We start from the raw sequence: 25,918 nt of genomic DNA, 5'->3' as shown, positions 1-25,918 counted from the left end.
AATAGTTTACTTTAACAAACCTTTCTATGATGTAATAAGTGCTTAAAACTCTATCATTATTTTCATAACAAGTCAAAAGAGTATTCAAATAACAATTGAATACTCTTTTATAATATATTTATCTTTTTTGATAAAGTTTAATAAAATCATCCTCTATTAATGGCTTTGAAAAATAATAACCTTGTATATAACGAACTTGTATATGTTTTAAAAATGAAACTTGTTGTGCTGTTTCTACCCCTTCTACAATCACTGGTAGATTGAGTGAAGATGTTAAATTGACAACTCCCTCAATTACGGCCTGACTTCGTTTTGTTTCTTCAGTATCTCCTAAAAATGCCATATCCAATTTAATGATGTCTACAGGTGCATCTTTTAACATATTCAATGATGAATAACCACTTCTAAAATCATCCATTAAAATAATAAAACCATGTTTTTGTAAGTCTCTTGCTACTAAATAAATAAATTCACTATCTTCTGAATAAATGGATTCAGTAATTTCTAACTGGAGATTACGTGGTTCTAAATCATATTTTTGTATTAATTCTGTAAGCATAGAAACAAAATGAGGACGATAAAAATTAAGACGTGAGACATTCACTGATAAAGCCATATCTATTCCTAATTTTTTTAATCTTTGTAAAAACTGACATGTTTTTTCCCAAACATAATAATCTAAATGGATAATATAACCATTATTTTCAATGACTGGAATAAATTCATTAGGAGCAATAAATCCTTTTGTAGGATGTTTCCATCTAACAAGGGCTTCACCACCAATAATTCTTTCCCTTTGAATATCATACTTAGGTTGAACCATAATAAACAATTGCTCATGTAAGATAGCATCTTGAATATCATTAACAATTTCCTGCTCTTGTAATATTTGCAAACGTTTTTTATCATCATAAATACCTATTTTCTGAAAATAATTATCACGTACATCCTGTGATGCCAAAGCTGCCCTATCACACATTAAATTAACTGGTATTGTACGATCAATAATAGGATAAAGCCCATATCGTAATGATACATCTATTTCAATTGCATAATCTTTTAATAAATCTGTTTGACTGATTTCATCACAGTATAGACTTGGAGCAAAGATAAAGAATTTATCTGCATTAAAATGACATGTGATAATATCTGAAGATAACTGATTAAGCAAATGGAGCTGCTGACCAATATAGGCTAATAATTCATCACCTGTTTCCATTCCATATAATTCATTAACAATCTTAAAACGGTTGACATCAATATACATAATAAAGAAATCCTGATTATTTGTCTCTAAAATATTTTTCACTTTATCAAAGAAAACTTCAGAATTATATAATCCTGTCAATGCATCAATCTCAATCTTTTCTCTTAATATATCTGATTCTTTTTTATGAATCAAATATTGAGTATGACGTTTATTTAAAATATAAATCATACCACTAATTAAAACAAATATAATCATGACAAAAATAATGACATAACGATACATATACATTGTATCCCATAATGAATATTGATAACGATAACCAATAGTATGTCCATAAATCATTTTATCTTTTTCAACTTTGCTAAAACTATCAATAGATTTATTAATAATACTTGCAAGTTGTTCATCAATTTGATTATGAGCAGTAATACAAAAAGAAACAGGTTCTAATGAAATACTATGAACACTTAACTTATTTTCATATTCTGGCTTTTGAATTAAATAATTCATTGTATAAGCATTATAAATAGCAAAATCAGCTTTTCCTTGTGAGACATCATCAAGACATTCTTCTATTGATGTATAATAATGAATTTGGGCTTGAGGATAATCTCTTAATAATTCTTGTCCTAATGCTTCAAAAGGAAATGTTAATGCAATTGTTGATTGATTAAAGTCTTCTATGTAAGTATTCTTATGCGAGACAATTACTTGATCGACATCTAATATCGATTGAGAAGACCAATATTTACCTGATATAATATCTTTTGTATCTTTGAGTGCACCACAAAATAAGCCTTGTTGATTCTTAACAAAAGATTCACTTTCTTTATCAGAAGATACAAAATGATAAGTAAAGTTTAATCCTGTTTTTTCGGAAATTTTATCCATCATTTCAATAAGGATTCCAGCTTGTTGATGATTTTCATTCACATATGAATATGGATACAAATTATCAAATAATCCTATAGAGATTGTTTTTTGTTTTTGGATATATTCTATTTCCTCTCGTGTTAAAAGAGGCTGAGTAGAATAGGCACACTGACTATAATATTGATTGTAGAGTTCCATTTCAAAATAAGGTGTGTTGTCATGAATCTGATGTAATGCATGATTCATTTTATCTAATAATTGATGATTACCTTTTTGTACAGTGATATAAAAAGGCTGAGGATCAAATTTTGCAACGACTTTCACTTGATCATGTAATGGTAAACTTCCTACAGCAATCATATCAACTTCTTTATTATTTAATGCTGCAAAAACGTCTTCTTCATTAGCATAATATTTTTCTTGATATTGAAAGTGATTTTCTTTTGCATATTTTTGTAGACTTTGATTTTGATAACTATCGTTTAATAGACCAATCACTTTATTATTCATTGCACTATAGTCATTAAAATAAATTGGGGTATCTAACTGTGTATAAATGATTGTATATTCATTACCAATTGGTAAGTCAGAATAATCAAAATATTGCTCCCTTTCTGCTGTATATTGGGCATTACATAAAATGTCAATATCTCCATTTTTTAATTTTTCTAGACAATTTTCCCAAGTATCAAAAACATAACGATATTCCCACTGTGTATATTTAGAAATTTCATTTAAATAGTCTACAGCATATCCACTGTATACTCCCGTTTTACTCTTTTCAATAAACCCTTTATAATCTATAAAACCTACCTTAATTGTCTCTAATGCATATATTTTTTGTGGAAAACAGCAAAAAATGAGCAACAAAACCACAATAATCAATTTAGATAATCTTTCTCTCATTCCTCATGCTCCTTCGTACGATTGTTTTTATTATACCACCATGATGAAAAACTCACAAGTTCTCATCATAACTGATACATAGAAGTTGTAATATGAGCTCATCTGCAAGAAAAGGACAAAATCAATTTGTCCAATGTTTTAAGAAGTCAATATTTCTATGTATGTAAAACACTCTTTTTCAGGAATATCAAAAAAATTTAATGCTTCTTTAAATGTTTCATCATTTTTAATCATATTCATTATTCCTTTTGTCTCTCCTTCAACCAATACTTCTCTCTATTAAAAAATCCCTATACCTATACGCAAAAATTTAACTTTTTTATTTATTAACGAAAAAAACGAGCAGATGTGTAAGGATTCCACATCTGCTCAAGCGGTTTGTAATGCCCATCATTGAAATGGGCAAATATACTATATAACAAATTTTATGTAATGTCACGCTTTTTTTTATTTTTTATGTCTTTTTTCTTTCAGAACTGTCAATAACAGCCAAATACCTAAGCCAACTGCTGTCATATAACCAATAAATCCTAACGCAGGAATACCAAAAACTTTGGGAGTCATTTGGGTTGTACACAAAAGACTACTTGCCATCAATAATCCCGCACTCACAATACCAACAACCAATTTATTAACCATATGATTAATAGTTGTTAATGGAACACTAGAATCCATAATATCTAGATTAATTTTTAGTCGACCCTTCATCATCATTCTGATCACTTCTGAAAGATGGATAGGAATATCTAAAGCATTTTGAGTTGATTCATAAATCTTATGGGCAGAATTGGTTAATTCTTTTTTTAGATCAAATTGATTTGCCATATGACTTGCAACATGATTGGCAGCAATTTCTATAATACTAATATGCGGATCTATCAACATAACAGTACTTTCAATTGTTACGAGTCCTCGTGCTAACATACTCACACCTTTTGGCATAGAAATACGATGACGATGTGCAATCGTAAAAATTTCCTGTACAACATCTCCTAAATTAATATCCGTTAAATCCATGCTCACATAGTGAGACATAAAAGTTTCTATGTGATCATAAAACAAGGTATAGTCAATACGATCATCGTGTTCTCCTAATGTCAAAATCACATCAACTAATTTCTGGGTATCATTCTCGCCAATTGCTAAAACAGCATTTTTCATCAAATCCTTTTCCGCATGTCCTAAAATACCCATCATTCCAAAATCAATCCAAACAATTTTTCCATCTCTAATACGCAAATTACCAGGATGAGGATCAGCATGAAAAAAGCCATCATCAACGATTTGTTTTATATAATTTTCAGCTAATTTAGCAGCAATTTCTTGAGTATCATAACCATTTTTTGTTAATTGATGCAAATCATCAATTTCATAACCAGCAATATACTCCATGACCAGTACTTTACTTGTACTGTATTCTGTTTCAATAACAGGTGAGCCAATATAGACTATATTTTCATTAAGATGGCAAAAACGTCTGGCAAATTCAGCCTCATTTAAAAAATCCATCTCTTCTTTAGCCGTATGCCAAAATTCATCTAATACAATATTTAAATCAACAACACTACCTAATACTTCATTCAATCGCAATAATTTGATTGCACGACGAACCAAAGAAATATCTCTTTCCATCATTTCATAGATATGTGGTCTTTGGACTTTCACAACAATATCACGACCATCTTTTAAAGTTGCCTTATGCACTTGAGCAATTGATGCACTACCTAAAGGTTCTTCCTCAAAGTGTGCAAAAATCTTTTCTAATTCTGTCCCATATTCTTCTTCAATGACAGTTCTCACAGTTTGCATAGTCATTGGTGCAACATTATCTCTTAATTTAACCAATTCCTGACAATAACGTTGTGAAAACATATCCTGTCTAGAAGCCATAATTTGTCCAATCTTGACAAATGTAGGTCCTAAGTCTTCTAATATCATCCGAAACTTAACAGGATCAATTCCTTTTGCTAAATGATGTTTTCTTAAAATAGTGACAATCTGAGCTAAACGACGCTTACTACTTAATGTTTGATGTTTATTCTTCATTCTCTTGTCTTTGTAATTCTTCAATCTTAGCCTTCAATAACTCTAAATCCTGAGAATTGAGTTTTTCTAAATCCTGACTCACTTTTTGGGCATTGACTGGTTCTCTTAATTTTTCTGCAACTGTATGTTTTAATTCTTCATTTAAAACTTTTCCCTGTTCCACTGTTAGTTCACCTTTTTTAACTAACTGTTCTACCACTTCCTTAGATTTTTCAGCTGTTACAGCCACTGCTCCTAATCCAGCTAACAAAACCTTTTTTAAATCTTCACTTAAATTATTCATAAAACTTCATCTCCTTCTTTAATTCTATTTTACCACTTTTTTATCCTAAAAGTAAAATAACCTTATTCATAATATTTTTATTAAACTCTTTTCTTTATATTTATTCATATCATTATAAAAAATGCTATAATAATAAAAAAGAAAGGATGTTAACCAATGTCAATTATTCATAATGAACCTCAAATTAAAAATCCTATTATAACTGCTGTTCGTGGTCAGTTAGAACAAAGAGCGAGTTGGCTTTATCTTCTTTGTGATGAAGCTCAAAAAAAGGGTGTCGACCCAATGGAAATTGGACCTTCAGCTATTCGTCGTTGTGGTTTATCACAGGGTGAAGAACTCATCAAAAAAGGACAAACAAAAAGTCTTAAAGGATTACAAAAAACACTCTTTACCAAACCAGCTCAATGGGTTTTTGAAATGAAAATTCAAAACTGTAGTGATGATCAATTAGAAATTCATTTTCATTATTGCCCTTTAGTAAAAGCATGGCAAAAAGCTGGCTGCAGTGATGAAGAAATTGCAATGTATTGTGATATTGCAATGTGTGGAGATCGTGGTATAGGTGAAGCTTATGGCTGTCAGTTAGATTTACAAAAAACAATTGCTAAAGGTGATGACATTTGTCATTTACGTTATTATCGAAAAAAATAAACTTAAAAAAAAGAATGCCCAGCATTCTTTTTTTGTCAATATTTAGGAATTAAAAAGTCTATGTATGTTTATGATAAAGTTGTGAAAACTGAATATGGAGGTGAAATCATGAGTCCCAAAGAATTGCTTTATATTGAAGATGCATTAGGTCACGAAAAATTTATGAAAACACAATGTTTAGAGGTTGCTTCTAAAATTCAGGATAATGAATTAAAAAACTATGTGACACAACTTGTAAATGAACACGAACAATTATTTCAACAATTTTTAAATCTCTTATAACAAAAAAGAAAGGAATGTTTATATATGGATGATAAATGTTTAATGGAAAGTCTATTAATGACAATCAAAGGTGTCTCAGATTTGTATTTACATGGAACAATTGAATCAAATACAGATAATGTTCATAATGCTTTTGATAAAGCCCTTTGTGATACTTTAACAATGCAAAATGAAATTTACAAAAAGATGGCTGCTAAAGGCTGGTATCCAACTGAACAGGCTGAACCACAAAAAATCATGCAGACTAAACAAAAATTTGCTTCACAGATGTCATAATTGTAAAAACAGTTCAATTCATTTGAACTGTTTTTACATAAGAAATTCATATTGTTGATGTTTTAATAATTCTAAAGATATATAGAGATTTAAATAATTCATTTCAGATTCTTTAAAATTAAAATTCTGATACTGAATAAATCCATCAAAAGTCATGTCATTTTGATAAAAATATTGAAATAAAATGTTCTGACAATGAACATGATAATTATTCATCAGATTCTTTATTTCATCTAAATCTTCTAATCGCTCTTTTAAATCATTAATATATATTTTTAACTGGTACCACTGTATCATTTTCTTTATATCAGAAATGGCATACATTAATGATTCCCCCTTTGTTTAAATGAAAATTTATTGATCCAAATATGCCAATATACCTGTTTGGAGTCTTGTTAAACCATCTTTTAAACGAGAAACTGGACAAGCAACGTTCATGCGCATAAAACATTTTCCATTTTCACCATATTCATATCCATCAGATAAATATAAACCTGTCTTTCTTCTGATGAATTCAACAAGTTCTACACTATCATTACTAATGCCAGAACAATCTATCCATAACAGATATGTAGCTTGTGATGGAATAACATGTAATTGTGGTAAATAATCCCAAATAAATTGAATAGCTATTTGTTTATTGTTATGGATATAAACTTTTAATTCATCTAACCATGGTTTGCCTTTTTGAAATGCAGCGATTGAGGCAGTAACTGCAAAACTATTAGGCTCAGCTACTTCATCTGTATTGATTCCACGATTGACTTTTTGATACAAAATAGGATTCGCAGCAACAATACAAGCTGTTTGTAAACCAGCTAAATTAAAAGCTTTTGTTGGTGCTATGCAAGTGATACTATTCATTAAATTTGTTTGAGAAACACTAGCAAAAGGAACGTATTCATGATTTGGACTTGTGATATCACAATGAATTTCATCAGATAAAACAATCACATGATGTTTCGCACATAATTCACCAATTCGTTGAAGTGTCTTATGATCCCATATTTTCCCAATTGGATTATGAGGATTACATAAAATCATTAAAGTGGTTTGTGGCATGGCCAATTTTACTTCTAAGTCATGGAAATCAATATGATACTCATTACCATCATAGATCAAATCACTAGATAAAACATGTCTTCCATTATTAACAATAGAATTATAAAAAATATTATAGACAGGTGATTGAATTAAGACATTTTCTCCTACTGTTGTAATTTTTCTAACAATTGATGAAATAGCAGGAACAACACCTGTACAAAACATCATCCATTCTTTTTTCATTTCATAATGATGATAAGATGACCACCAGTTTTGAATACTTTCAAAATATTCATCCGGGACTATATTATAACCAAAGATGCCATGATTTACCCTTTGATGCAAAGCATCAATAATTTCTGGTGCTGTTTCAAAATCCATATCAGCAACCCACATAGGTAACTCATCTGATTCTACATCCCACTTTAATGAATGAGTATTGTAGCGATTGGTTAGTTTTGAAAAATGATAGCTCATATTCATTCTCCTAACTACAGACACATTCTGTTAAAACTTCTTTTGTTATTGTAGGCTGTTCAACAATAACATCCACTTTTGACGGATCAATCTTTTTTTCATCTAAAATCAATTCACCAATACTTTGAACTTGAATTGTACCAGATACAGGATTCATAATACTATCCACATGTGAAACAATATGAGCATCAACATGTGAACAATATTCAAATGCCAAAGTTGTATTGATAAGTTTACAGTTCACCATTTTTAGATTCTCGATATAACATAATCCCTGTAAACTTTCAATTGTACAGTTGATAAATGTGATATTTTTTGTATTCCATGCCAAATATTCTCCAATAATAATTGAATCATAAACAATGACATTTTCACAATTCCAAAAAGCATCTTTAGATATTAATTTTGAATCATGAATTTCTATATTCTTACATCCATCAAAACAATAGTTTCCTGTTAAATTCAATCCACTTATGACAATATTCTCACTATTCATTGCAAAATAATCACCTCTTGCTGTAACGTTTTTTAAAGTGATATTTTGACAATTCCAAAATGATTCTAAAGCAATTGGCATATCAACATTGTTTAAATGAATGTCACTTGCTCTACGAAATGTTTTAGGTGCTTCTATAATACTGTCACTGATTTCAATATGATTTGTATACCAAATTCCAGAACGTGCTGTTTCTAATAAAGTTGAATTCATCACTTTGATATTTTGACAATACCATAAAGGATATTTCCATCTAAAGATACTCTGTTCAATATCGATATGATGACTTTCTTTTAGTGGTGATTCTCCATCAGCAAAGACACAATCCTCGATTTTTAAATCAGCACTTTGAAATAATGCTCTTTCTCCTGTTAAAAATTGTTGTTTTATATTTTTCATTTTATTCCCTTTCTTTACCTTTCATTCAATGATTATTGCTTTGTATATCAAATATATTTTGATTTATTCAATACTTTTCCCCATTAAATAAGCTTGTTTTAAAATATGTGTATCTTTTTTGACATCACCATATTGGTCTAAACCTAAACCCTTAACGACACCTTTTAATGAAGCTTTTTCAAAACATTTTATCCAACCATTTAATCCCAGTATGGCTCCATCCATTGCTGTTTCATCATCATCAGCTGAAGTTGCTAATAAATAGATATCTCTAAATTGATACTGACTGACAAATAATGGATTGCTGCGATCAAGTAAAGTTTTCATTTGTCCACTCATTTCATAAAAATAAATAGGTGTTACAAAAACAATGACATCTGAATTTTTCATTTTCTCAATAATGAAAGAAGCATCATCTTTTAAAACACATGGTTTCCCTTTTTGGCAAGCAAGACATCCTTGACAAAAATGGAAATCATAGTCTCTTAAAGAAATCTTTTCTACTTCATGTTGTTTTTCTAAGGCTCCTTTTTGAAAAGCATCTGCTAATGTATCTGAATTGCCATTCAAACGAAAACTACTTGAAATGATAAGAATCTTTTTATTTTTCATAAGTGCATTCCCCCTTTTTTAACTGATAAATTAAATAATCTAAACAATCTATTTTCTTTTGGACATTGTGTACTTCATTTATGAGAGTACAACGATGACATTTTAAAAATGATAATTGTTTTTGAATATCTTGACTTTCTAAATACTGTATAAACTTTTGAATTTGCATATGATCACAACCTGCATCTTGTAAGTTTCTGACAATTGCTTCATTTGACAATGGATTATCCACTCATTATCGCCTCCTGAAAAACATTATAAAACCTCCTTTTAGTATTATCAAATACCTATATCAAATAGGATTCCATACTTGATAAGCATAGCTATGAAATGTATAATAATAAAAAGGGGTGAAATTTATGGAATTTCGAGTTTTACAATATTTTTTAGCTATTGCTCGTGAAGAAACAATTTCTGGTGCAGCCGAACATTTACATATGACTCAACCAACCCTTTCTCGACAAATGAAAGAGTTAGAGGATGAATTAGGGAAACAGTTATTTATCCGTGGAAATCGGAAAATCACACTCACAGAAGATGGTATGTTCTTGCGAAATAGAGCTGAAGAAATTGTTAATCTGGTAGAAAAAACAGAAAGTGATATTATGCGTTCAGATATATCGATAAGTGGAGATGTCTATATTGGCGGTGGCGAGACAAAGGGCATGAGACTGATTGCTAAAGTTATTCAAAAATGTCAACAAGAATACCCTGATATCAAATTTCATTTATATAGTGGTAATGCTCAAGATGTTGCTGATCGTATTGAAAAAGGACTATTAGACTTTGGAATATTTGTAGAACCGGCTGACGTTTCAAAATATGATTTTTTGAAATTACCTGATAAGGATATCTGGGGATTACTTATGCGTAAAGATAGCCCTTTAGCTTCTTTAAAGACCATCACAGCTGATCATTTAAAAAACATTCCGTTAATTTGTTCACATCAAAAATTAGTCAGAAATGAAATTTCTGGTTGGATGAATAGTGATTTTAATCAATTAAATATTGTTGCTACATATAATTTAATTTATAATGCTTCTTTAGTTGTTGAGGAAGGAAATATTTATGCTTTAACATTAGATAAACTCATTAATACAACTGGTGAAAGCCCACTATGTTTTCGTCCATTAGAACCTCAATTAGAAGTTGGTTTAACTTTAGCATGGAAAAAATATCAAATTTTTTCACGTGCAGCAGAACAATTTTTAAAAACATTAAGAAGAGAACTAGAAAAAGATGCATAATAAAAGCTCCATTTCAATATGGAGCAAAATACATCTTTTTATTTTATTCTCTTATAAATAGGATGATTTTTATTAAATTGAACCAAATCCCATAAATTTCCATACAAATCTTTGAAAACAGCAACAATCCCATAATCAGTTTCTTTAGGTTTTCTGACTATTTCAATATTTTGATCAACGATATCCTGATAGTCTCTCCAAAAATCATCAGTTCCTAAAAACAGAAAAACTCTTCCTCCAGCTTGATTACCAATAAAATTGTTTTGTATCGGTTTCGATGCTTTTGCAAGTAATAATGTTGTTCCTTGACTACCTGGCGGTGAAACAATGACCCATCTTTTATCTTGTTCAGGTTGGTATGTATCTTCAACTAAAGTAAAGTGTAACTTTTGTGTGTAAAATTCAATTGCTTCGTCATAGTCTCTGACAACTAAGGCAATGTGAACAATAGCTTGTTTCATAGATACTCTCCTATTTATATTTTATGATTCTTTATTAAACTTTTTTAAACAGTCTTCAACATCTGTAAAAAATCTGCAAAGATGATATCCATCAGCCACTGCATGATGAATATTTAAAGATAATGGCATAATGATTCTTCCATCTTCATTTTCTTTATACTTTCCCCAAGTAATAACAGGTGCTATATATGTACCTGAATCAAAAATATGCATATCAAAACTTTGATAATGTATCCATGGCAAACAAGATACATCAAATGTGTTTAAAGGAATATTTTTTTGATCAAACCATCGATAATTCTGATATTTTTCCATATCTTTTATAAACTGTTGATAAAATTCTTGAAAGTTAGAATTGTATTCAATAACCAATTTTACAAACTTTTCATCTTCTTGATGAAAATGTGTGTAATATGGTGAAATATAATCCCATATTCCAACTTCTCCTTTTTCATTATATCCCATTCGTAATTCTTCGCGACTATTAACTGCTGAACTTATAATCCATATCATTGATGGATAAAATTTGTATTGTTTATTATGAATGACTTGTAAAAATTCTGTAATATCAATGTTAACACTCATACTCATAACACAACGCAAATCACTTATAAAGTGTTGAAAGAGTTCTGCTCTATCCCATGTATTGAAATCTAATTTTGTAAATTTCATTTTCTGCCTCCTAAAATTTTGTCTTTTGTTTTAAGAGGCTTTATTGAGTCCAAGTTTCATTTTCATCTTCCTTTCTAAAACTATGTTATATGTTTCTATTAGTGTAACACTTCTATTTATATTATTAATTATCTGATAATTACTTATTTTTCTCTACGCAAAACCATATTATTTCTTTAAACGAACCAATTAAAATTTATCTAATTGGAGTCGTTATTTCAATATGATTACTTTCCGTATCAACAATTTCTACTACCCAATTCTTACCAATTTGACTCAGAGGGAAACAAATTTCTAATCCACTTATCTTATTTTTGAGAATATCAATAGTTTCTACCTCAATACTTGGAAGACAATTGCTTCCAAATGTATGAATTTCATTCATCTTTTCATAAGCAAATAAACCTAAACGAAATCCATTGATATCAAAAACACTATAAATATCATTTTTTATCATCACTTTCTTTTCAAAAAAAATTTTCATAAAAATGTATTGCTCGCTCCATATCTTTTACACATAAATATAATGAGCGAATATGACAATTCATATACAAACCCTCCTATGAATTTAATTTTATCAGTTATACTACATTCTCGCCTAAAATTATTTTAGGCATTGTTGTTAAACATCTATTCCAACGTTTGTAGAATTTCTCTATGCCCAGTTTGGATACTCTCGCATGGGCCTCTTCATTTTCCAATACCCAATATAAAACATAAGTAACTTTTCCTACATTTCTTGTAAGTCGAACAGGCAACTCACCTTCTTTAACTGCAGCAAAATCCTTTTGCCTATGCGTTCGCTTTATATAGTGTACTTCAATAACACCTTCTTGTTTTAGATAAAATTCAGCAACTTCTTTCATCAATTCTTCGATTTCTTCCAACTTATTTAATTTTGCTTCATATATACATATCTCATTAAACATAAAACCCCTCCACAAGTTTTTATTTATTTAATTATATCACTTGTATGAAAGTAAATATAGATAATATGTTATTTCAAAAAAAACTATAGTTTTTATTATCTTAGATATAAATTTCTGTATTTTAAAGAATCTATACTGAATAAATATGGCACTTTAATTTATTCTGGGGTAAACGGCATCCTTTAATTTTCGTTTCTTCCTTTAATTCTTATTTGGGATCATTTTTGTGATGATCCTTTTCTATACATAAAAATTCCTTTCGTGATATGATTTGACTGCTTATTTCAATCTATCAAGAAAGGAGTAATATCATATATAATGATATCATTAATATTTTAAATCTTAATCACTCTAATGTACAGTCTTGTATTTTAAAAAAGAAAATAATTGTGTTACTTATTATATTACACTTATAAGAAAGGATATTATCTGTCCTTACTGTCTTCAAAACTTCATATCAAGGATTATCGCAATGTCAAACTCAGTCATCAGGTTATTCGAGGTATAAAAAATCACTTTCATCTTCTTTAGACAAACTACAAATCATAAAAAGACAAGGAAGAAAACGTGGAAAATAAAATAATAAAACAATAACTAAACAAGATTAAATAAACCAAATAAAAAGGTAGAAATCAGTGAATCTTCATCACTTTATTCTACCTTTATTTAATACTTAAACTCCCAGTGATTTAAAACCTATTTAGACTTGACCCCAGAATAAATTAAAGTATCAAGAAAAACCAATCTATATTTTAAAATATAAATTGGTTAATTTATTATTTTTCGTTCTCTATCTTTTCAATCAGTGAAGGCAATTCACTTAAATTCATAATAACAGCATTTGCTCCATAAGAAAGATAAGTTTCCCTTACATTATCTATAGCATGATGCTTTGTGTTGATATCAAGCGATAAATATTCTTCTTCATTATAACCAAGTAAAGAACTTCCTTCGATAACACCAACTGTATAAACACCTGCATGAACACCTTCTTGAATATCAGAAACTGTATCTCCAACTTTTATAACAGCATGGACATCTGTAATTTGAAGTGTCATCATATTCTTAAAAATCATATAAGGGTATGGTCTTCCAAAACTATTTGTAGAATCTGGTGAATACCAGCAGTCAGGTTGATAGCCTTGTGCTTGCGCACTTTTTAATACAGGTTCCATCATCATATCAGTATAACCAGTAGTTGAACCAATTTTTAATCCCATTTGTCTTAATTTATGAACAGTTTCAATAACATACGGTTTAACCTTAGTATGCTGTGTAATTCCTTTCATTAGTGCCTTTTCAAAAATATTATAAATATTTTGAATATCTTCTTCATTAAAATCTCTTTGATAAACACTATGAAATTCTTGATTCAATTTTCCCATATTTAACATTGTTTTGATATGATCAATTTTGAGCATTCCCATTGGTCTTCTGATTTCGTCAAACGTTGGATGTAACCCATAACTTTCAAAGGCATCTTGAAATGCCTGTACAGGTGCAAAGCACCCATAATCCACTGTTGTCCCAGCCCAATCGAAAATAACTGCTTCAATTTTTTTCATTTATACTTCCTCCAAATAATCAGCAATAATATCACATAATTTCAATATATCCTCTTCATAAATTTCACCAATATTACCAATTCTAAATGTATCAGCAGTAGTTAATTTACCAGGATAAATCGCATATCCTCTTTCTTTAATATAATGATACATATCGCCAAAAGCAAAATGTTTATCTTTAGGATAGTAAAACGTTGTAATAATTGGACCTTGATATTCCAAGTCAACATAACTTTCCATTCCCATTCCAGCCATTTTTTGAATGAGCAAACGATTATTATCATAGTAACGTTTTGACCTTGCTGCAATTCCACCTTCTTCTAGCATCTCATCAAGTGCTTTGGCAAATGCCAAGACAACATGAGTTGGTGAAGTAAAACGCCACTTTCCATCTTTATCCATGGTTTTCCACTGATCATATAAATCAAGTGATAAGCTTCTTGCTTTCCCTTGACTTTCAATAAGTCGTTTTTTATTGGCAATAATAAATGAAAATCCTGGTACTCCTTGAATACATTTGTTAGCACTACTAATTATAAAATCAATTCCTAATTGACCAACTTCTATGTCGACACCACCAAAACTACTCATTGCATCAACAATGAAGACCTTATTTCTTTCCTTGACAACTTTTGCAACTGAATCAATATCATTTAAAATACCTGAAGTCGTTTCACTGTGTACCATAGCTACATGTGTTATCGATGCATCCCTATCTAATTCCTTTGCTATCATTTGTGCATCTGGATTTTCATTTTCAGCGAATTCAATAACAGTATATTGAATTCTTGCATGTTCACATATCTCTCTCATTCTTTGTCCATATGCCCCATTAGCAATGATAAGCAGTTTATCATTATCGCCAATAACACTTGTTAAGACAGATTCAACTCCAAATGTACCACTCCCTTGCATGAAAACAACAGTATAATCTGTATCATTAACATGTGCTAATTCTAATAATTGTTTTCTTATTTTTAAAGTAATTTTTTTATAATCTTCATCCCATGTACAATGGTCAAACAACATCTCCTGTTTGACCGTTTCTGAAGTTGTTAAGGGACCTGGTGTTAATAATTTATATGTTTTCATAATTGACCTCTTATTTACATTCTTCTGATAAATTTTGATGTTTTTTTAATAAATCGACTGTTAGTTTTTCTGAGAATACTTTTGGATATGTTGATTGATTGGCTGAATTCGCTGTTTCACCTTCATATAATGGATTTGGATATGTTTTTAACAACTCTTCTCTGCCATTTTCAATAATACATTTTGCCATCTCCATTGCTTTCTTTTGATTATCACTTGATTTTTTATTCACTATAGCAACAGATTCAGTTAAACTGAAATTTCCTTCAGTTGGATCTACAAAATCAATTGGTAATCCTGATGCTTTATCTTGAACTGCTTGATGTCTTAAACCAAAACCAATCGCAACTTCTCCTGCTCTTGCCTTTTTAAGTGGAGCTGAACCTGATGATTCAATATGGGCACCTGCATTTTGATAAATACCTTTTAAAACTTCTTTTGCACCATCATCACCATATTCACTCACCAATGCCTGTATCAATAACCATGCAGTTGATGAAGAAGTAATATCTGTAACAGAAATCATATCTTTGTATTCTGGTTTTGCTAAATCTTTTAAACTTGTTGGCATTGCTAAATTGTTAGCTTTTAATTCTTCTGTATTGACAATAATAGCTCCTTCTTGTGAAGTTATAGGTGCATAGAATGAAGGAAACTTCTCTGTCGTTTTGACATCAAAATCCAAATCAACAAACATTTTATTTTGATCTTGAGCACTATCTAAGTAAAATGAACTCATAGTTACCAAATCTGCTTCAATATTTGTTCCTTCTGCTAATAATTTTCCACCAAGTTCTGAAGTTGCAAATGTTTGAAAGATATATTGATCTTTATATCCATTATTATCTAATGCATTTTTCATTGCTGCTACTGCTTCATCATCTGCATTAGAATAAATAACAACTTGACTTGATGTAGGTGAACTACATCCTGCCAATAATGTTGTACATAATAATGTTGTTGCTAATAAACCTTTTATTGTTTTATTTCTCATTTTGTTTTCTCCCTTTTTTATATGTTAAATAATAAAATATTCCTTTTGCTATTAAGTTAATCATAAGTATAAATATAGATAATACGAAAATTTCATTAAATTTTGCAAAATGTTGTAATTCCTTGATTTTGGTAGTCATAACCATTGTTCTGGCACCAGCAATAAAAATAACTGCACTTACAGTCACCATTGCATTAATAAAATAATAACTAAAAACTTCTAGAAGAGATGATAATGCATTTGGAGTTACTACTCTGACAATTGTTTTTATCCAACTATCTCCCATTAGTTTAGCAGTTGTTTCATAACCTGCATTCATTTTTATTAATGAGTTTTTCATCATCAAATAAGGTGATGAAAAGAAATGGACTATATTACATATAATGATAATGACAAATGTATTTTGAATAGGTGTTCCTGAAAAAATAAGCAGATAGGCAATTCCAAGAACCATTCCTGGAATGGTATTGGTAATCATTGCAATGACTTCTATTGCTTTTTTGAGTTTGCTATTAAGATGACTCCTTGCAACTGTCAAGGCACTTCCATAAACAACAAATGTACCAAACAAGGCTGTACAAATTGCGACTATCAGAGAATTCTGTACAACTCCAAACAAAGCCGGATCATGAATAACAGATATAATATTTTCAAAGGTTAAAGAAATATGGTATGGCCATTCTTTAATAAATGGAATCAGGAATATAACTGCAAAGATTGCTAAAATAATAATATTGATAAGAGTCGTTAAAATTCCCCATAATAGATCTCTCAGCTTATTATCCTTTAATTCAATTTGTGAAATTTTAGTATAACGAATGTGATAACGATCTAACCAATGCAATAATGCAATACTTAAGATTGAAGGAATCAGCATAACCATTGCAACAACAGCACCATTAGCAAAATTTGGTAAACTTCCTAGCATTTGATTATACAATACTCCCGCAACAACTTCATATTTCCCACCTACTGATGCAGGAATTCCAAAATCAGTAAAACTTAAGAAAAATGCTTGTATAAAGGCTGCTGCTAAAGTTGGCAGCATAGGCCTTAAAAGTGTCACAAGAAATGTTTTCATGGAATTGTCTTCCATCAGTTTTGAAACAATAATAAACTTCTTATCTATATATTCCATTGCATTATGAATAAGCATAAACGCAATTGGTAGTGTATAAATCACATAGCCTAATAAAAGACCTGCAAAACCATATATCTCAAATAATTGAGAACCAAACACTTTTGTCCATAAACCTTGTTTTCCAAATGAATATATAATCGCAAATCCATAAGTAATGGTTGGTAATAACATTGGTAACATAGTGATATTTTTCATTCCTTTTTTAAGGAATGAAGGTATTTTTGTATAATTGATTGTATATGCAATCATAAATGCAAAAAGTGTTGTAACAAGTGCACTTATTCCTGAAACAAGAAAACTATTTCTTAATGCATTGACAAAGCCATTTTGGGTAAAGACATTGACATAATGCGTTATTGAAAAGCTCCCTTGACTCTGAAAAGATTGAAATAATAAAGAACCAAGTGGAACAATTAAAAAGATAGCAAATAATATAGTTACAAAAATATAAATAACTTTTATTTCTAAACTCTTTTTCATTGTTATACCATTCGTTCTTGTAAAGGACTAAACAAAGCAAAGATATTTCTTCGTTTGATTTCTAATTGATTAAGAATAAAATCTTGAACAAAATCACAACTTGGTTGATTGATAATATCTTCTGGTCTTCCATACTGTGATATTTGTCCTTCATTAATAATTAAGACTCTATCTGATAATGTAAGAGCTTCTTCTGGATCATGAGTCACAATAATTGTTGTGAGATTATATTCTTTTGCAATCATTTTAATTCTTTCTTTAATTGATTCTTTAATAACTCCATCTAAAGCACTTAATGGTTCATCCAATAAAAGAATCTTAGGCTTCATAACAAGTGTTCTTGCTAAAGCGACTCTTTGTTTTTGTCCTCCAGATAATTGATCTATCTTTTTTTCTAAATGTTTTTCAAGACCTAATAGATGAATTAATTCATTCACTTCTTCTAATGAAGAAATATGTGGTTTATTTTTTAAACCGTATGTGATATTTTCGTAAGCATTAAGATTAGGAAATAATGCATAATCTTGAAAGACAATATTAAATCCACGTTCTTCCATAGGAACATTTGTTAAATCTTGATCATTAAAGATTATTTTTCCTTCATCGACTTCAGTAATACCAAGAATCAAATTTAACAATGTTGTTTTTCCGCTACCAGATGGTCCTAATATAGAAACAATTTCACCATTAGGAATATCTAGAGAAACATCATTTAAAATATTAACGCCGTCAAATGATTTATGAATATGTTCTATTTTTAACATGTTTTTCCTCCTTTTCATGTTCACATGCATTATACACATTCTTTACTTCTCTTATCTATGCACTTTTGTTTAAGAGTTTGTTAAGGGAAAGTAAAAAAGTTTATGTTTTTCAATAATACGACATATAAAAAATAGAAATCTCCTCTATCAAAGTTTGATTTCTATTTTCTCTTATAAACACTATTATTCATTGTACTGATTTCTTTGACTGATTAACTACTTTTTCTTTTCTTGAACAGATAGATCATACCTCCCACTGCAGTCAGAAAAGCTACCAGTGAGATAATTGCATACATCTGATTACTCCCCTGTTTTCTCCTGTCAGTCCTTCCACCCAGCCTGACAGATTCCTGTCACTGACTGGTCTGTCTGTGATGATCTGGTCCACACCATATTTCAGCAGAACTTCTGCATATCCCTCTTTATCTGCCTTTATCTTTGGCTCCTGAAGCACCAGCTTTTCTTCTCTGTATTCATACAGATACAGTTCCCTGCCCTTCCAGCTCTCTGGTCCCCTGACTCCAATATGTATCTTCATATCGATGGTATCCTTTTCACACTGCAGAATCCATAATATATCTTTCCCTGCAGTTTTCTGAATCTTTGCCAGATGACCGCATTCGCTTAAGTCCATTGTTATATTCTTTGATCTGTTTTCCTATATCCACTGTATCTTTTGAAAATCCATCCTCCTCCAATCTTTTAATATAAATAGGTATAAAATTAATATATCTTGTGTATTCATTTTTCATCTCCTCCTTCTTGTTTGAATATATAATAATTTCATCAATTTTTTATGAGAAGTTAAAAAGACAATAATCCTTAAAATATAAGACTTTATTGTCTAACTTCTCATAAAATTAATCTTCTTATAATATTCAGTAAATAAAAAATCACTTCCATCTTCTTTAGACAAACTACAAATCATAAAAAGACAAGGAAGAAAACGTGGAAAATAAAATAATAAAACAATAACTAAACAAGATTAAATAAGCCAAATAAAAAGGTAGAAATCAGTGAAATCTTCATCACTTTATTCTACCTTTATTTGATACTTAAACCCCCAGTGATTTAAAGCCTATTTAGACTTGACCCCAGAATAAATTAAAGTATCGTAAATATTTCAATACATATTCTATATATACCAAATATTTTTAATGTAAACAACTTTATACATACACAATAACAAATACAACTTAAATACTGATTAACTATATTTTATTTAATTCTTATTGTTCATTTCATTTTCTATGAGATAATTTGCAATTTCAAATGCTTTGACTCGCCTTTTTGCTAATGTGATTTGTGACTTATATCTTTCTACATTTTCTTTTGATTCAAATGTTTTGATCGTTTCTTCTAACTTATGTAATATTGAATCGATTTGCCTTTTGGCTTCTATTAAATCATCTTTTTGAAATTCCATGTTTACCTCCCTAAATTTTTATTTCATTAAATCTATTAACCGACATGACTTCATATTTGCCATTCTTATCAATAGAAATAAGAGTCTCTTCTATTTCGCCATAATAATATTAAACTTGATTGCTTCCATTCCGATATAATTCATATACATCCCTGTATTCTTATAATGGCAGATGAAAAAACACCATATATAGAATTGTATATCTTTTTTTGTGATAAAGAATTAATTTGTTTTTATAACATATCTTCGTTTATTCAATCAAAATTATTATCTGTACCTAAAAGTATTTTTCTAAGAAATTATAACTTTCATATTATTCTTTATTGTTTTCACCCCAAATACATAGTTGATCTAATACAGTAACTAAAGATTTCCCTTTTTCACTTAGTCTATACTCAACCTTTGGTGGAATTTGAGGATATTCTTTTCTTATAATGAGTTTATCTGATTCAAGTTCTTTTAAATTATTGCTAAGGGTTTTATCAGTTATATTTTTTAGATATCGTTTTAACTGATTAAACCTTACAACTTCAAACTCCATTAAACAGTAAAGAATAACCATTTTATGCTTTCCAGATATGAGTGATAATGTATAACTGAATCCAGTATCTTCAAAATTAGCATTCTCAATATATGTTTTTATCATTTTTATACTTTCCTTTTTGATAGTACCTATCATAAAAGATGGTACTTGTTTTCTTTCTATGACTTGTTATAATTCTATATAAGAACATAAATTCTGTCAACTTAAATAAGAAAAGAGGTTATGATAATGAGAAAGAAACTCAAAATAACAGAAGGTATTTTCCCTATGCCAGTTTTAATGATTGCAACTTATAACGAAGATGGGAGTGTTAATGTCATGAATGCAGCATGGGGCACTATGCAAGAAAGAGGACATGTTGTATTAAATTTAAGTGAAACACACAAGACAGTAAAAAACATCAAGGCAAGAGGTGCTTTTACAATCAGTATTGCTGATTCAGCTCATGTTATTGAAGCAGACTATTTCGGTGTTGAATCTGGTAATAGGATTACTAACAAATTTGAAAATAGCGGTTTAACTGCAACTCAATCTGAAATTGTAGATGCACCTATTATTAATGAATTTCCACTTTGCTTAGAATGTGAATTCATTGAGTATCAAAATGGAGAATATGGGTGTGGTGTTATCGGTAAAGTTGTAGGTGTAACAGCAGATGAAAGTGTTATGATAGACGATCAAATTGATATGTCCTTAGTCAATGCCATTGCTTTTGATCCCTATACACGTGGCTACTATAAAGTGGGTGAAAGAGTAGGTGAAGCATTTCATGATGGTTTACAACTCAAAAAATAATATTGATATGGTATAAGGTTTCTCATTTCTGAGAAACCTTATTTATTTTAAACGTTATTTTCATATTGGATTTTTATTATTCTATATCATCTATATATATATTTATCATTTCAACTTTTTCATGATAAATGATTATATCATTATTGTTTCTTGAAATAAGAATTTCATTTATTGGCTTTCCATAACTTATCCATTTGTTAGCTATTGTTTTTAAAAATGTCTCTAATCTTTCTTTTTCTAAAATATTAACATTTAAATCGATATCAACATCAATGCTATACATATCCTTTATTTTCCAATAGGGTTCTAATTTAATTTTATTTGTTCTTTTGAAATAGGTATTAAGGGGAGATAAAATATCTTCAACGATTTTCATTGACTCATCTTCTGTATCAGCATTGATAAACATTTTTATAAACATTTTATTAAAAGCCTCCTCAAATTGTTTGAATAGATCTTAATCAGTAGATTTGTATAAAAATTAAATAAAATATGAAAAACAAGAATGAGTTATTTCTGTCTTTCCCAAATATCTATAAGATAGTTATATTCATCCCGAGAATCAGAACCACAATCAATGATGCGACTTAAGTCTATTTCTGCAAGTAAAAAACCTTTGGTATTTTTATGAGACTTCCATAAAGATGATATTGCATCATACAAATCTATCATTTTGATTTTACACCATAATTGATTACATAAAAAGAAATATTCTTCTTGTTTTAATTCCATAATATCAATAAGCCATTGATAAATTTCTTCTTCTGAACAATCATATGATATTTGACTATATGGTTCTTCATTATAGTCATATCTAGAACAATATGCCAAATACAATTCATTAAGTTCTTGATTCTCATTATTCTCATAAATTTTCAATACATCAATACCAGATAATTGCTTAAGCATATTTTTTGTAGATTGTATAGCAATTTTATGTGCTAATAAACCCTCCTGTTGACTCATAATGTACTCACTCCAATTCTTATTGATTATATGACCTTTAACACGATTTCAACAGCAATAGTTAGAATACAGATTCCTAAAATTATAATCATCATGGTAACTGATCCAATAAATACAAAATGACTGAATATAATCAATAATCCACATATAAGAGATGCTACTCCTTCTATTTGACAATGTCGCTTAATATTTTTTACACCACTATACTTTTTTATAAATGGTATTCTTCCTTTTATTATTGTATACAAACCCAAAATAATGAATATTCCACTTATAACAAATGTCATTTCCATAATTTTAATCTCCTTTTATCCAAATGTAATGATTATAAAATTTGAGAAACTATTTATTTCAATATAAATAGTACCTTCTATTTCCAAATTAATTCTATAATAATTATCATAAAAATACTCATAACTAGCAATATTACCTACAATCTGAGATATCAACAACATTTGCTCATCCAAAGTCTCTTTTCTATCCACCAAATATCTAAAACTATCTATTGATCTTCCGACATGACCAGTTTTATAAGGCAAATCTAAAGACTTTTCAAAATTCTTTCTTCCTTGGGGTTTTGATATAGCAGAATATTCATTTGTTTTCAATACAACTACATTAAAGTAACTTGTTGCCATATTAAAATATTCTATATTTTTAAAATTCATATAACAAATAACTGTCAATAGAATATGAAGTCCAATGAATATAGTTATAATTATTTTTCTATAGAAATAAATAAAATCAAAAAAATCTTCTAACAAAAATATTAAACATAAAATACACAAAAACAAACTAGAAGTTGATAAATATTGTAAAGCAAAAGAATTAATAACTACCAATAATAATAAAACTATTAAAACTATCGACTTATATTTTTTTATCAAATTTTTCAGATTTTTTCCTCCTTTGTAATCTTATCATATATAATCAACGACAAAATCTGCTTTGCTTCTCTTTAATATAATTTTATCATTGATTAATTCCTTAATTCAATCAAATAAAGCATAATTTAAAAAATGTGAAATATTAAAATACTATAACATATGTATATTCAGTACAAGGAATAATAAACGCAAGCCTATATATAGCATAAAGTAAACTTTATCCACTGCCTAATTAAAAACAAAATCAATTTCATGATTAAATTTCTTCCTTTATTTTTAATTATGACTAGATGCTTTGTTCAAATCTGAAGCATAGGCTATCACAAAAACACTCATTAATAATAATGCTAAAAATAATTGACTTATTTTCATAGGATACCACCATTTCTTAATCCCTTACCATCATAACACAAATTATGTTAATCCAAAGCTGAGTTTCTATAGCTTATATGATATTATTCTTAATTTACTTGATAAAATTTATGTTTCTTTAATATTGTGTGAAAAATATCTTTTTATACATCATCAAATATAAACTTATCATTAGCAAAAAGAAAAGGACATATTGATATGTCCAAGTCACTAAAATGGGATAGAGTCACAATGTTCTCCATGTTAAAAGATACAAGTATTTGTATTGATTTTGTTAGCATTAACATCTCCAACTTTTTAGTTTCTTATATAATTGGCTTAATTGTTAAATGAACTGTATCTCCGATACTTTTTCTCATTAGCTTTTGAATATCCTTACGAACACCGATTATATAACAAACAGAACCATCATCACTTTTTACACCCATATTGACGACACTTCCATCATATGGTACGCCGTTGAACTCGACATGAACTTTGAGTCTACCTTTACCAAATTCTTTTTTTATATCTATCGGAACTCTTACAAATGCCCCACCCTTATCAGGAACAGGTTCAATTACAGCATCAAATTCATAGAGAAAAGACTTGTTTTCTGTACTTTTTATATCATTCTCTATAATAACTTTATAACACCTCTTTGCTATTTCTTGAATCAAATCCAATGGCATAGAATCTCTATAAGGGATTTGAATTGTACCTTTGTTATATTTTAACCCTTTGGCATCAAGCTTTTTTGAAAAATGTGCCACAGCCTCAGTACCAATATGAAGCACAATATGTTTCTTTTGACCTGCAAAATGGATAATATTTTGCTCTTTCCAATACGTTGGTATACCCCTCACTATTTTTTCCTGAGCCTCAGGTATTGATTCTTGTATTGCCTTTCGCACTGACAACAACTGCTTTGCTACATCCGTATCAAATGACTGGATATATTCATCTATTGTCTTGGGACTATCATCACAATAATGCTGTTGGTTCTGTTCACTAAATTCTCTATTACACTTTGAACATTTCCACATCCATCATACCTCCATATCTTTAATCACCAATATTCTAAATATCTGCCTTTATTTATATTAGTTCTCTATTTATCAGAAATATCTCCGCTATAAATACTTGAATCAACTTTAGAAATAAGTAACAAAAATCACATTCGACATCACCATCACAAGAAAGAGCAGAAAAATGTTCCAAAATACCTTGATCATCATACTTAAGGTTATTGTATATATAGTTTATACAATAACCTATTTTCTAAACCTCCTGAATGTTTATATCTGCATATTCATTCTTAACTTTTTTGGACCACGTATTTCTACTTTTCCTTCAAGTCTAAACAACAAGCCATAGATAGTAGGATTTGTTGATACCGTAGTCAGTAATCTAAACAATTCTATATCATAGGCAAATGTTGTCACATCTTTATCAAATCAATCATCATTTTCATTAGAGAGTTATCATAGTGAAAGTTAACCTCCACCGGCTCACCACCATATATAGAAAATCCTTGTTTAATATATTCAGCAACTAATAATAATCTTTAAACTATATTAGACTAAAAAGACTTATTACATATACGTCATCCTTATTTTTAAGAATTTTCTTTTTTAGTTCAGTATATTAGCTAATTTTTTATAATTTTTGATTACTTTATTAATAGTATCAACAATATTATATATTTGCTCATTATCAGGTTTTACACATTCAGCAGAATAACTATTATACATTAATCTATGTATTTATTCCTCATTAGTCAATGAATATATCTTGTCAATATGCTCACTGGACTTCTTAGAAGTTATGGACTTTGATGGTTCAATAGCATCAATGAAGATTATAAATTCTGCAAACTCACATTTTCTATGGTCATCAAAATGATTTGTCGTCTAGAGCGAGCAGTTACAGTGCAGCAACAGCCTTTATAATAGTATGATATATTGAAATACATTACGCTTTTTCTAATATTTCTATCAACTGATTTGTAGTAAAAGATATTCTTACAAAACCTTTAGTAAATAT

32 protein-coding genes are annotated in these 25,918 nt (G+C 29.2%); 5 read left to right on the top strand and 27 right to left on the bottom strand.

The window, feature by feature from the left end:
• Window positions 1–118 precede the first annotated feature (118 nt).
• The 3 genes from BN1865_RS05485 to BN1865_RS05475 form a co-directional block, all read right to left on the bottom strand.
• A complete protein-coding gene (locus BN1865_RS05485) occupies window positions 119–2,989 on the bottom strand; it encodes an EAL domain-containing protein (protein ID WP_050636251.1) in 2,871 nt (956 codons plus the stop codon).
• Window positions 2,990–3,436: 447 nt separating this feature from the next.
• A complete protein-coding gene (locus BN1865_RS05480; protein ID WP_050636250.1) occupies window positions 3,437–5,035 on the bottom strand; it encodes an ABC1 kinase family protein in 1,599 nt (532 codons plus the stop codon).
• Complete coding sequence (locus BN1865_RS05475) at window positions 5,025–5,318, bottom strand: aspartyl beta-hydroxylase (RefSeq protein ID WP_050636249.1); 294 nt, start codon at window positions 5,316–5,318, stop codon at window positions 5,025–5,027. The genes BN1865_RS05480 and BN1865_RS05475 overlap by 11 nt, the downstream gene beginning before the upstream one ends.
• A gap of 156 nt (window positions 5,319–5,474) precedes the next feature.
• Here BN1865_RS05475 and BN1865_RS05470 point away from each other — a divergent pair, with 156 nt between their 5' ends.
• From BN1865_RS05470 to BN1865_RS05460, 3 genes are all read left to right on the top strand, one after another.
• Entirely contained in the window at window positions 5,475–5,972 is a 498-nt protein-coding gene (locus BN1865_RS05470; protein WP_050636248.1) for an L-2-amino-thiazoline-4-carboxylic acid hydrolase, read from the top strand.
• A gap of 108 nt (window positions 5,973–6,080) precedes the next feature.
• Window positions 6,081–6,254: a hypothetical protein gene (locus BN1865_RS18575; RefSeq protein WP_198527242.1), complete on the top strand. Its 174-nt coding sequence runs from the start codon at window positions 6,081–6,083 to the stop codon at window positions 6,252–6,254.
• 24 nt (window positions 6,255–6,278) lie between these two features.
• Complete coding sequence (locus tag BN1865_RS05460; protein WP_050636246.1) at window positions 6,279–6,530, top strand: spore coat protein; 252 nt, start codon at window positions 6,279–6,281, stop codon at window positions 6,528–6,530.
• A 33-nt stretch (window positions 6,531–6,563) separates the two neighbouring features.
• Here BN1865_RS05460 and BN1865_RS05455 read toward each other — a convergent pair whose 3' ends face one another.
• The 5 genes from BN1865_RS05455 to BN1865_RS05435 form a co-directional block, all read right to left on the bottom strand.
• Window positions 6,564–6,854: a hypothetical protein gene (locus tag BN1865_RS05455; protein ID WP_050636245.1), complete on the bottom strand. Its 291-nt coding sequence runs from the start codon at window positions 6,852–6,854 to the stop codon at window positions 6,564–6,566.
• 30 nt (window positions 6,855–6,884) lie between these two features.
• Complete coding sequence (locus BN1865_RS05450; protein WP_050636244.1) at window positions 6,885–8,051, bottom strand: MalY/PatB family protein; 1,167 nt, start codon at window positions 8,049–8,051, stop codon at window positions 6,885–6,887.
• Window positions 8,052–8,061: 10 nt separating this feature from the next.
• Window positions 8,062–8,946, bottom strand: coding sequence for a DUF3737 family protein (locus tag BN1865_RS05445; RefSeq protein WP_050636243.1), 885 nt, complete (start codon window positions 8,944–8,946; stop codon window positions 8,062–8,064).
• A gap of 63 nt (window positions 8,947–9,009) precedes the next feature.
• Window positions 9,010–9,558 (bottom strand): flavodoxin family protein, encoded by a 549-nt coding sequence (locus tag BN1865_RS05440; protein WP_050636242.1) that lies wholly within the window; start codon window positions 9,556–9,558, stop codon window positions 9,010–9,012.
• Window positions 9,548–9,790, bottom strand: a complete 243-nt coding sequence (locus BN1865_RS05435; RefSeq protein WP_050636241.1) for a hypothetical protein — start codon at window positions 9,788–9,790, stop codon at window positions 9,548–9,550. Before BN1865_RS05435 ends, BN1865_RS05440 begins: the two co-directional genes overlap by 11 nt.
• Before the next feature lie 127 nt (window positions 9,791–9,917).
• Here BN1865_RS05435 and BN1865_RS05430 point away from each other — a divergent pair, with 127 nt between their 5' ends.
• Window positions 9,918–10,805 (top strand): LysR family transcriptional regulator, encoded by an 888-nt coding sequence (locus BN1865_RS05430; protein WP_050636240.1) that lies wholly within the window; start codon window positions 9,918–9,920, stop codon window positions 10,803–10,805.
• A 38-nt stretch (window positions 10,806–10,843) separates the two neighbouring features.
• On the opposite strand, the gene BN1865_RS05425 is transcribed toward BN1865_RS05430, so the two are convergent.
• The 13 genes from BN1865_RS05425 to BN1865_RS05370 form a co-directional block, all read right to left on the bottom strand.
• Window positions 10,844–11,266, bottom strand: coding sequence for a VOC family protein (locus BN1865_RS05425; protein ID WP_050636239.1), 423 nt, complete (start codon window positions 11,264–11,266; stop codon window positions 10,844–10,846).
• Between the two features lie 21 nt (window positions 11,267–11,287).
• Window positions 11,288–11,938: a CatA-like O-acetyltransferase gene (locus BN1865_RS05420; protein WP_050636238.1), complete on the bottom strand. Its 651-nt coding sequence runs from the start codon at window positions 11,936–11,938 to the stop codon at window positions 11,288–11,290.
• 196 nt (window positions 11,939–12,134) lie between these two features.
• Window positions 12,135–12,395 carry a VOC family protein gene (locus BN1865_RS05415; protein WP_232780335.1) on the bottom strand — a complete coding sequence of 87 codons (261 nt, stop codon included), beginning with the start codon at window positions 12,393–12,395 and terminating at the stop codon, window positions 12,135–12,137.
• A gap of 124 nt (window positions 12,396–12,519) precedes the next feature.
• A complete protein-coding gene (locus BN1865_RS05410) occupies window positions 12,520–12,867 on the bottom strand; it encodes a hypothetical protein (protein ID WP_050636237.1) in 348 nt (115 codons plus the stop codon).
• Window positions 12,868–13,643: 776 nt separating this feature from the next.
• Window positions 13,644–14,432 (bottom strand): phosphonoacetaldehyde hydrolase, encoded by a 789-nt coding sequence (gene phnX, locus BN1865_RS05405; RefSeq protein WP_050636236.1) that lies wholly within the window; start codon window positions 14,430–14,432, stop codon window positions 13,644–13,646.
• A complete protein-coding gene (locus tag BN1865_RS05400; RefSeq protein ID WP_050636235.1) occupies window positions 14,433–15,524 on the bottom strand; it encodes a 2-aminoethylphosphonate--pyruvate transaminase in 1,092 nt (363 codons plus the stop codon).
• Window positions 15,525–15,534: 10 nt separating this feature from the next.
• Window positions 15,535–16,518 (bottom strand): extracellular solute-binding protein, encoded by a 984-nt coding sequence (locus BN1865_RS05395; protein ID WP_050636234.1) that lies wholly within the window; start codon window positions 16,516–16,518, stop codon window positions 15,535–15,537.
• Window positions 16,508–18,139 carry an ABC transporter permease subunit gene (locus BN1865_RS05390; protein ID WP_050636233.1) on the bottom strand — a complete coding sequence of 544 codons (1,632 nt, stop codon included), beginning with the start codon at window positions 18,137–18,139 and terminating at the stop codon, window positions 16,508–16,510. Before BN1865_RS05390 ends, BN1865_RS05395 begins: the two co-directional genes overlap by 11 nt.
• A 2-nt stretch (window positions 18,140–18,141) precedes the next feature.
• Window positions 18,142–18,903 (bottom strand): ABC transporter ATP-binding protein, encoded by a 762-nt coding sequence (locus BN1865_RS05385; protein WP_050636232.1) that lies wholly within the window; start codon window positions 18,901–18,903, stop codon window positions 18,142–18,144.
• Between the two features lie 271 nt (window positions 18,904–19,174).
• Entirely contained in the window at window positions 19,175–19,441 is a 267-nt protein-coding gene (locus BN1865_RS05380; protein WP_157844093.1) for a hypothetical protein, read from the bottom strand.
• 16 nt (window positions 19,442–19,457) lie between these two features.
• Window positions 19,458–19,655 (bottom strand): hypothetical protein, encoded by a 198-nt coding sequence (locus tag BN1865_RS18320; protein WP_157844092.1) that lies wholly within the window; start codon window positions 19,653–19,655, stop codon window positions 19,458–19,460.
• A 470-nt stretch (window positions 19,656–20,125) separates the two neighbouring features.
• Window positions 20,126–20,329: a hypothetical protein gene (locus tag BN1865_RS05375; RefSeq protein WP_050636230.1), complete on the bottom strand. Its 204-nt coding sequence runs from the start codon at window positions 20,327–20,329 to the stop codon at window positions 20,126–20,128.
• Between the two features lie 313 nt (window positions 20,330–20,642).
• Window positions 20,643–20,975 carry a winged helix-turn-helix transcriptional regulator gene (locus tag BN1865_RS05370; protein WP_050636229.1) on the bottom strand — a complete coding sequence of 111 codons (333 nt, stop codon included), beginning with the start codon at window positions 20,973–20,975 and terminating at the stop codon, window positions 20,643–20,645.
• Between the two features lie 126 nt (window positions 20,976–21,101).
• Here BN1865_RS05370 and BN1865_RS05365 point away from each other — a divergent pair, with 126 nt between their 5' ends.
• Window positions 21,102–21,668, top strand: coding sequence for a flavin reductase family protein (locus BN1865_RS05365; protein WP_050636228.1), 567 nt, complete (start codon window positions 21,102–21,104; stop codon window positions 21,666–21,668).
• 76 nt (window positions 21,669–21,744) lie between these two features.
• Here BN1865_RS05365 and BN1865_RS05360 read toward each other — a convergent pair whose 3' ends face one another.
• The 6 genes from BN1865_RS05360 to BN1865_RS18310 all read right to left on the bottom strand — a co-directional run bounded on the left by BN1865_RS05360 (window position 21,745) and on the right by BN1865_RS18310 (window position 25,317).
• A complete protein-coding gene (locus tag BN1865_RS05360) occupies window positions 21,745–22,089 on the bottom strand; it encodes a hypothetical protein (protein ID WP_050636227.1) in 345 nt (114 codons plus the stop codon).
• 89 nt (window positions 22,090–22,178) lie between these two features.
• The gene (locus tag BN1865_RS05355; protein WP_050636226.1) at window positions 22,179–22,634 is read right to left on the bottom strand and encodes a hypothetical protein; all 456 of its coding nucleotides are present in this window, start codon (window positions 22,632–22,634) and stop codon (window positions 22,179–22,181) included.
• A 26-nt stretch (window positions 22,635–22,660) separates the two neighbouring features.
• A complete protein-coding gene (locus BN1865_RS05350; protein WP_232780334.1) occupies window positions 22,661–22,927 on the bottom strand; it encodes a hypothetical protein in 267 nt (88 codons plus the stop codon).
• Window positions 22,928–22,942: 15 nt separating this feature from the next.
• Entirely contained in the window at window positions 22,943–23,302 is a 360-nt protein-coding gene (locus BN1865_RS18315) for a hypothetical protein (RefSeq protein ID WP_198527241.1), read from the bottom strand.
• A gap of 896 nt (window positions 23,303–24,198) precedes the next feature.
• Complete coding sequence (locus BN1865_RS18570; protein ID WP_082189908.1) at window positions 24,199–24,918, bottom strand: DUF1905 domain-containing protein; 720 nt, start codon at window positions 24,916–24,918, stop codon at window positions 24,199–24,201.
• Window positions 24,919–25,170: 252 nt separating this feature from the next.
• The gene (locus tag BN1865_RS18310; protein ID WP_157844090.1) at window positions 25,171–25,317 is read right to left on the bottom strand and encodes a hypothetical protein; all 147 of its coding nucleotides are present in this window, start codon (window positions 25,315–25,317) and stop codon (window positions 25,171–25,173) included.
• Window positions 25,318–25,918 lie beyond the last annotated feature (601 nt).

This window comes from Candidatus Stoquefichus sp. SB1 (assembly GCF_001244545.1).
Taxonomy (GTDB): domain Bacteria; phylum Bacillota_I; class Bacilli_A; order Erysipelotrichales; family Coprobacillaceae; genus Stoquefichus.
Note: the sequence above shows the minus strand (reverse complement) of the source record. Positions and strands in the feature narration are given on the sequence as shown.

Bases quoted from the DNA above. Each gene is read 5' to 3' on its own strand.
- BN1865_RS05485 (WP_050636251.1), bottom strand. From the start codon at position 2,989: ATGAGAGAAAGATTATCTAAATTGATTATTGTGGTTTTGTTGCTCATT.
- BN1865_RS05480 (WP_050636250.1), bottom strand. From the start codon at position 5,035: ATGAAGAATAAACATCAAACATTAAGTAGTAAGCGTCGTTTAGCTCAG.
- BN1865_RS05475 (WP_050636249.1), bottom strand. From the start codon at position 5,318: ATGAATAATTTAAGTGAAGATTTAAAAAAGGTTTTGTTAGCTGGATTA.
- BN1865_RS05470 (WP_050636248.1), top strand. From the start codon at position 5,475: ATGTCAATTATTCATAATGAACCTCAAATTAAAAATCCTATTATAACT.
- BN1865_RS18575 (WP_198527242.1), top strand. From the start codon at position 6,081: ATGAGTCCCAAAGAATTGCTTTATATTGAAGATGCATTAGGTCACGAA.
- BN1865_RS05460 (WP_050636246.1), top strand. From the start codon at position 6,279: ATGGATGATAAATGTTTAATGGAAAGTCTATTAATGACAATCAAAGGT.
- BN1865_RS05455 (WP_050636245.1), bottom strand. From the start codon at position 6,854: ATGTATGCCATTTCTGATATAAAGAAAATGATACAGTGGTACCAGTTA.
- BN1865_RS05450 (WP_050636244.1), bottom strand. From the start codon at position 8,051: ATGAGCTATCATTTTTCAAAACTAACCAATCGCTACAATACTCATTCA.
- BN1865_RS05445 (WP_050636243.1), bottom strand. From the start codon at position 8,946: ATGAAAAATATAAAACAACAATTTTTAACAGGAGAAAGAGCATTATTT.
- BN1865_RS05440 (WP_050636242.1), bottom strand. From the start codon at position 9,558: ATGAAAAATAAAAAGATTCTTATCATTTCAAGTAGTTTTCGTTTGAAT.
- BN1865_RS05430 (WP_050636240.1), top strand. From the start codon at position 9,918: ATGGAATTTCGAGTTTTACAATATTTTTTAGCTATTGCTCGTGAAGAA.
- BN1865_RS05425 (WP_050636239.1), bottom strand. From the start codon at position 11,266: ATGAAACAAGCTATTGTTCACATTGCCTTAGTTGTCAGAGACTATGAC.
- BN1865_RS05420 (WP_050636238.1), bottom strand. From the start codon at position 11,938: ATGAAATTTACAAAATTAGATTTCAATACATGGGATAGAGCAGAACTC.
- BN1865_RS05415 (WP_232780335.1), bottom strand. From the start codon at position 12,395: ATGATAAAAAATGATATTTATAGTGTTTTTGATATCAATGGATTTCGT.
- BN1865_RS05410 (WP_050636237.1), bottom strand. From the start codon at position 12,867: ATGTTTAATGAGATATGTATATATGAAGCAAAATTAAATAAGTTGGAA.
- phnX (WP_050636236.1), bottom strand. From the start codon at position 14,432: ATGAAAAAAATTGAAGCAGTTATTTTCGATTGGGCTGGGACAACAGTG.
- BN1865_RS05400 (WP_050636235.1), bottom strand. From the start codon at position 15,524: ATGAAAACATATAAATTATTAACACCAGGTCCCTTAACAACTTCAGAA.
- BN1865_RS05395 (WP_050636234.1), bottom strand. From the start codon at position 16,518: ATGAGAAATAAAACAATAAAAGGTTTATTAGCAACAACATTATTATGT.
- BN1865_RS05390 (WP_050636233.1), bottom strand. From the start codon at position 18,139: ATGAAAAAGAGTTTAGAAATAAAAGTTATTTATATTTTTGTAACTATA.
- BN1865_RS05385 (WP_050636232.1), bottom strand. From the start codon at position 18,903: ATGTTAAAAATAGAACATATTCATAAATCATTTGACGGCGTTAATATT.
- BN1865_RS05380 (WP_157844093.1), bottom strand. From the start codon at position 19,441: ATGAAGATACATATTGGAGTCAGGGGACCAGAGAGCTGGAAGGGCAGG.
- BN1865_RS18320 (WP_157844092.1), bottom strand. From the start codon at position 19,655: ATGAAAAATGAATACACAAGATATATTAATTTTATACCTATTTATATT.
- BN1865_RS05375 (WP_050636230.1), bottom strand. From the start codon at position 20,329: ATGGAATTTCAAAAAGATGATTTAATAGAAGCCAAAAGGCAAATCGAT.
- BN1865_RS05370 (WP_050636229.1), bottom strand. From the start codon at position 20,975: ATGATAAAAACATATATTGAGAATGCTAATTTTGAAGATACTGGATTC.
- BN1865_RS05365 (WP_050636228.1), top strand. From the start codon at position 21,102: ATGAGAAAGAAACTCAAAATAACAGAAGGTATTTTCCCTATGCCAGTT.
- BN1865_RS05360 (WP_050636227.1), bottom strand. From the start codon at position 22,089: ATGTTTATAAAAATGTTTATCAATGCTGATACAGAAGATGAGTCAATG.
- BN1865_RS05355 (WP_050636226.1), bottom strand. From the start codon at position 22,634: ATGAGTCAACAGGAGGGTTTATTAGCACATAAAATTGCTATACAATCT.
- BN1865_RS05350 (WP_232780334.1), bottom strand. From the start codon at position 22,927: ATGGAAATGACATTTGTTATAAGTGGAATATTCATTATTTTGGGTTTG.
- BN1865_RS18315 (WP_198527241.1), bottom strand. From the start codon at position 23,302: ATGAATTTTAAAAATATAGAATATTTTAATATGGCAACAAGTTACTTT.
- BN1865_RS18570 (WP_082189908.1), bottom strand. From the start codon at position 24,918: ATGTGGAAATGTTCAAAGTGTAATAGAGAATTTAGTGAACAGAACCAA.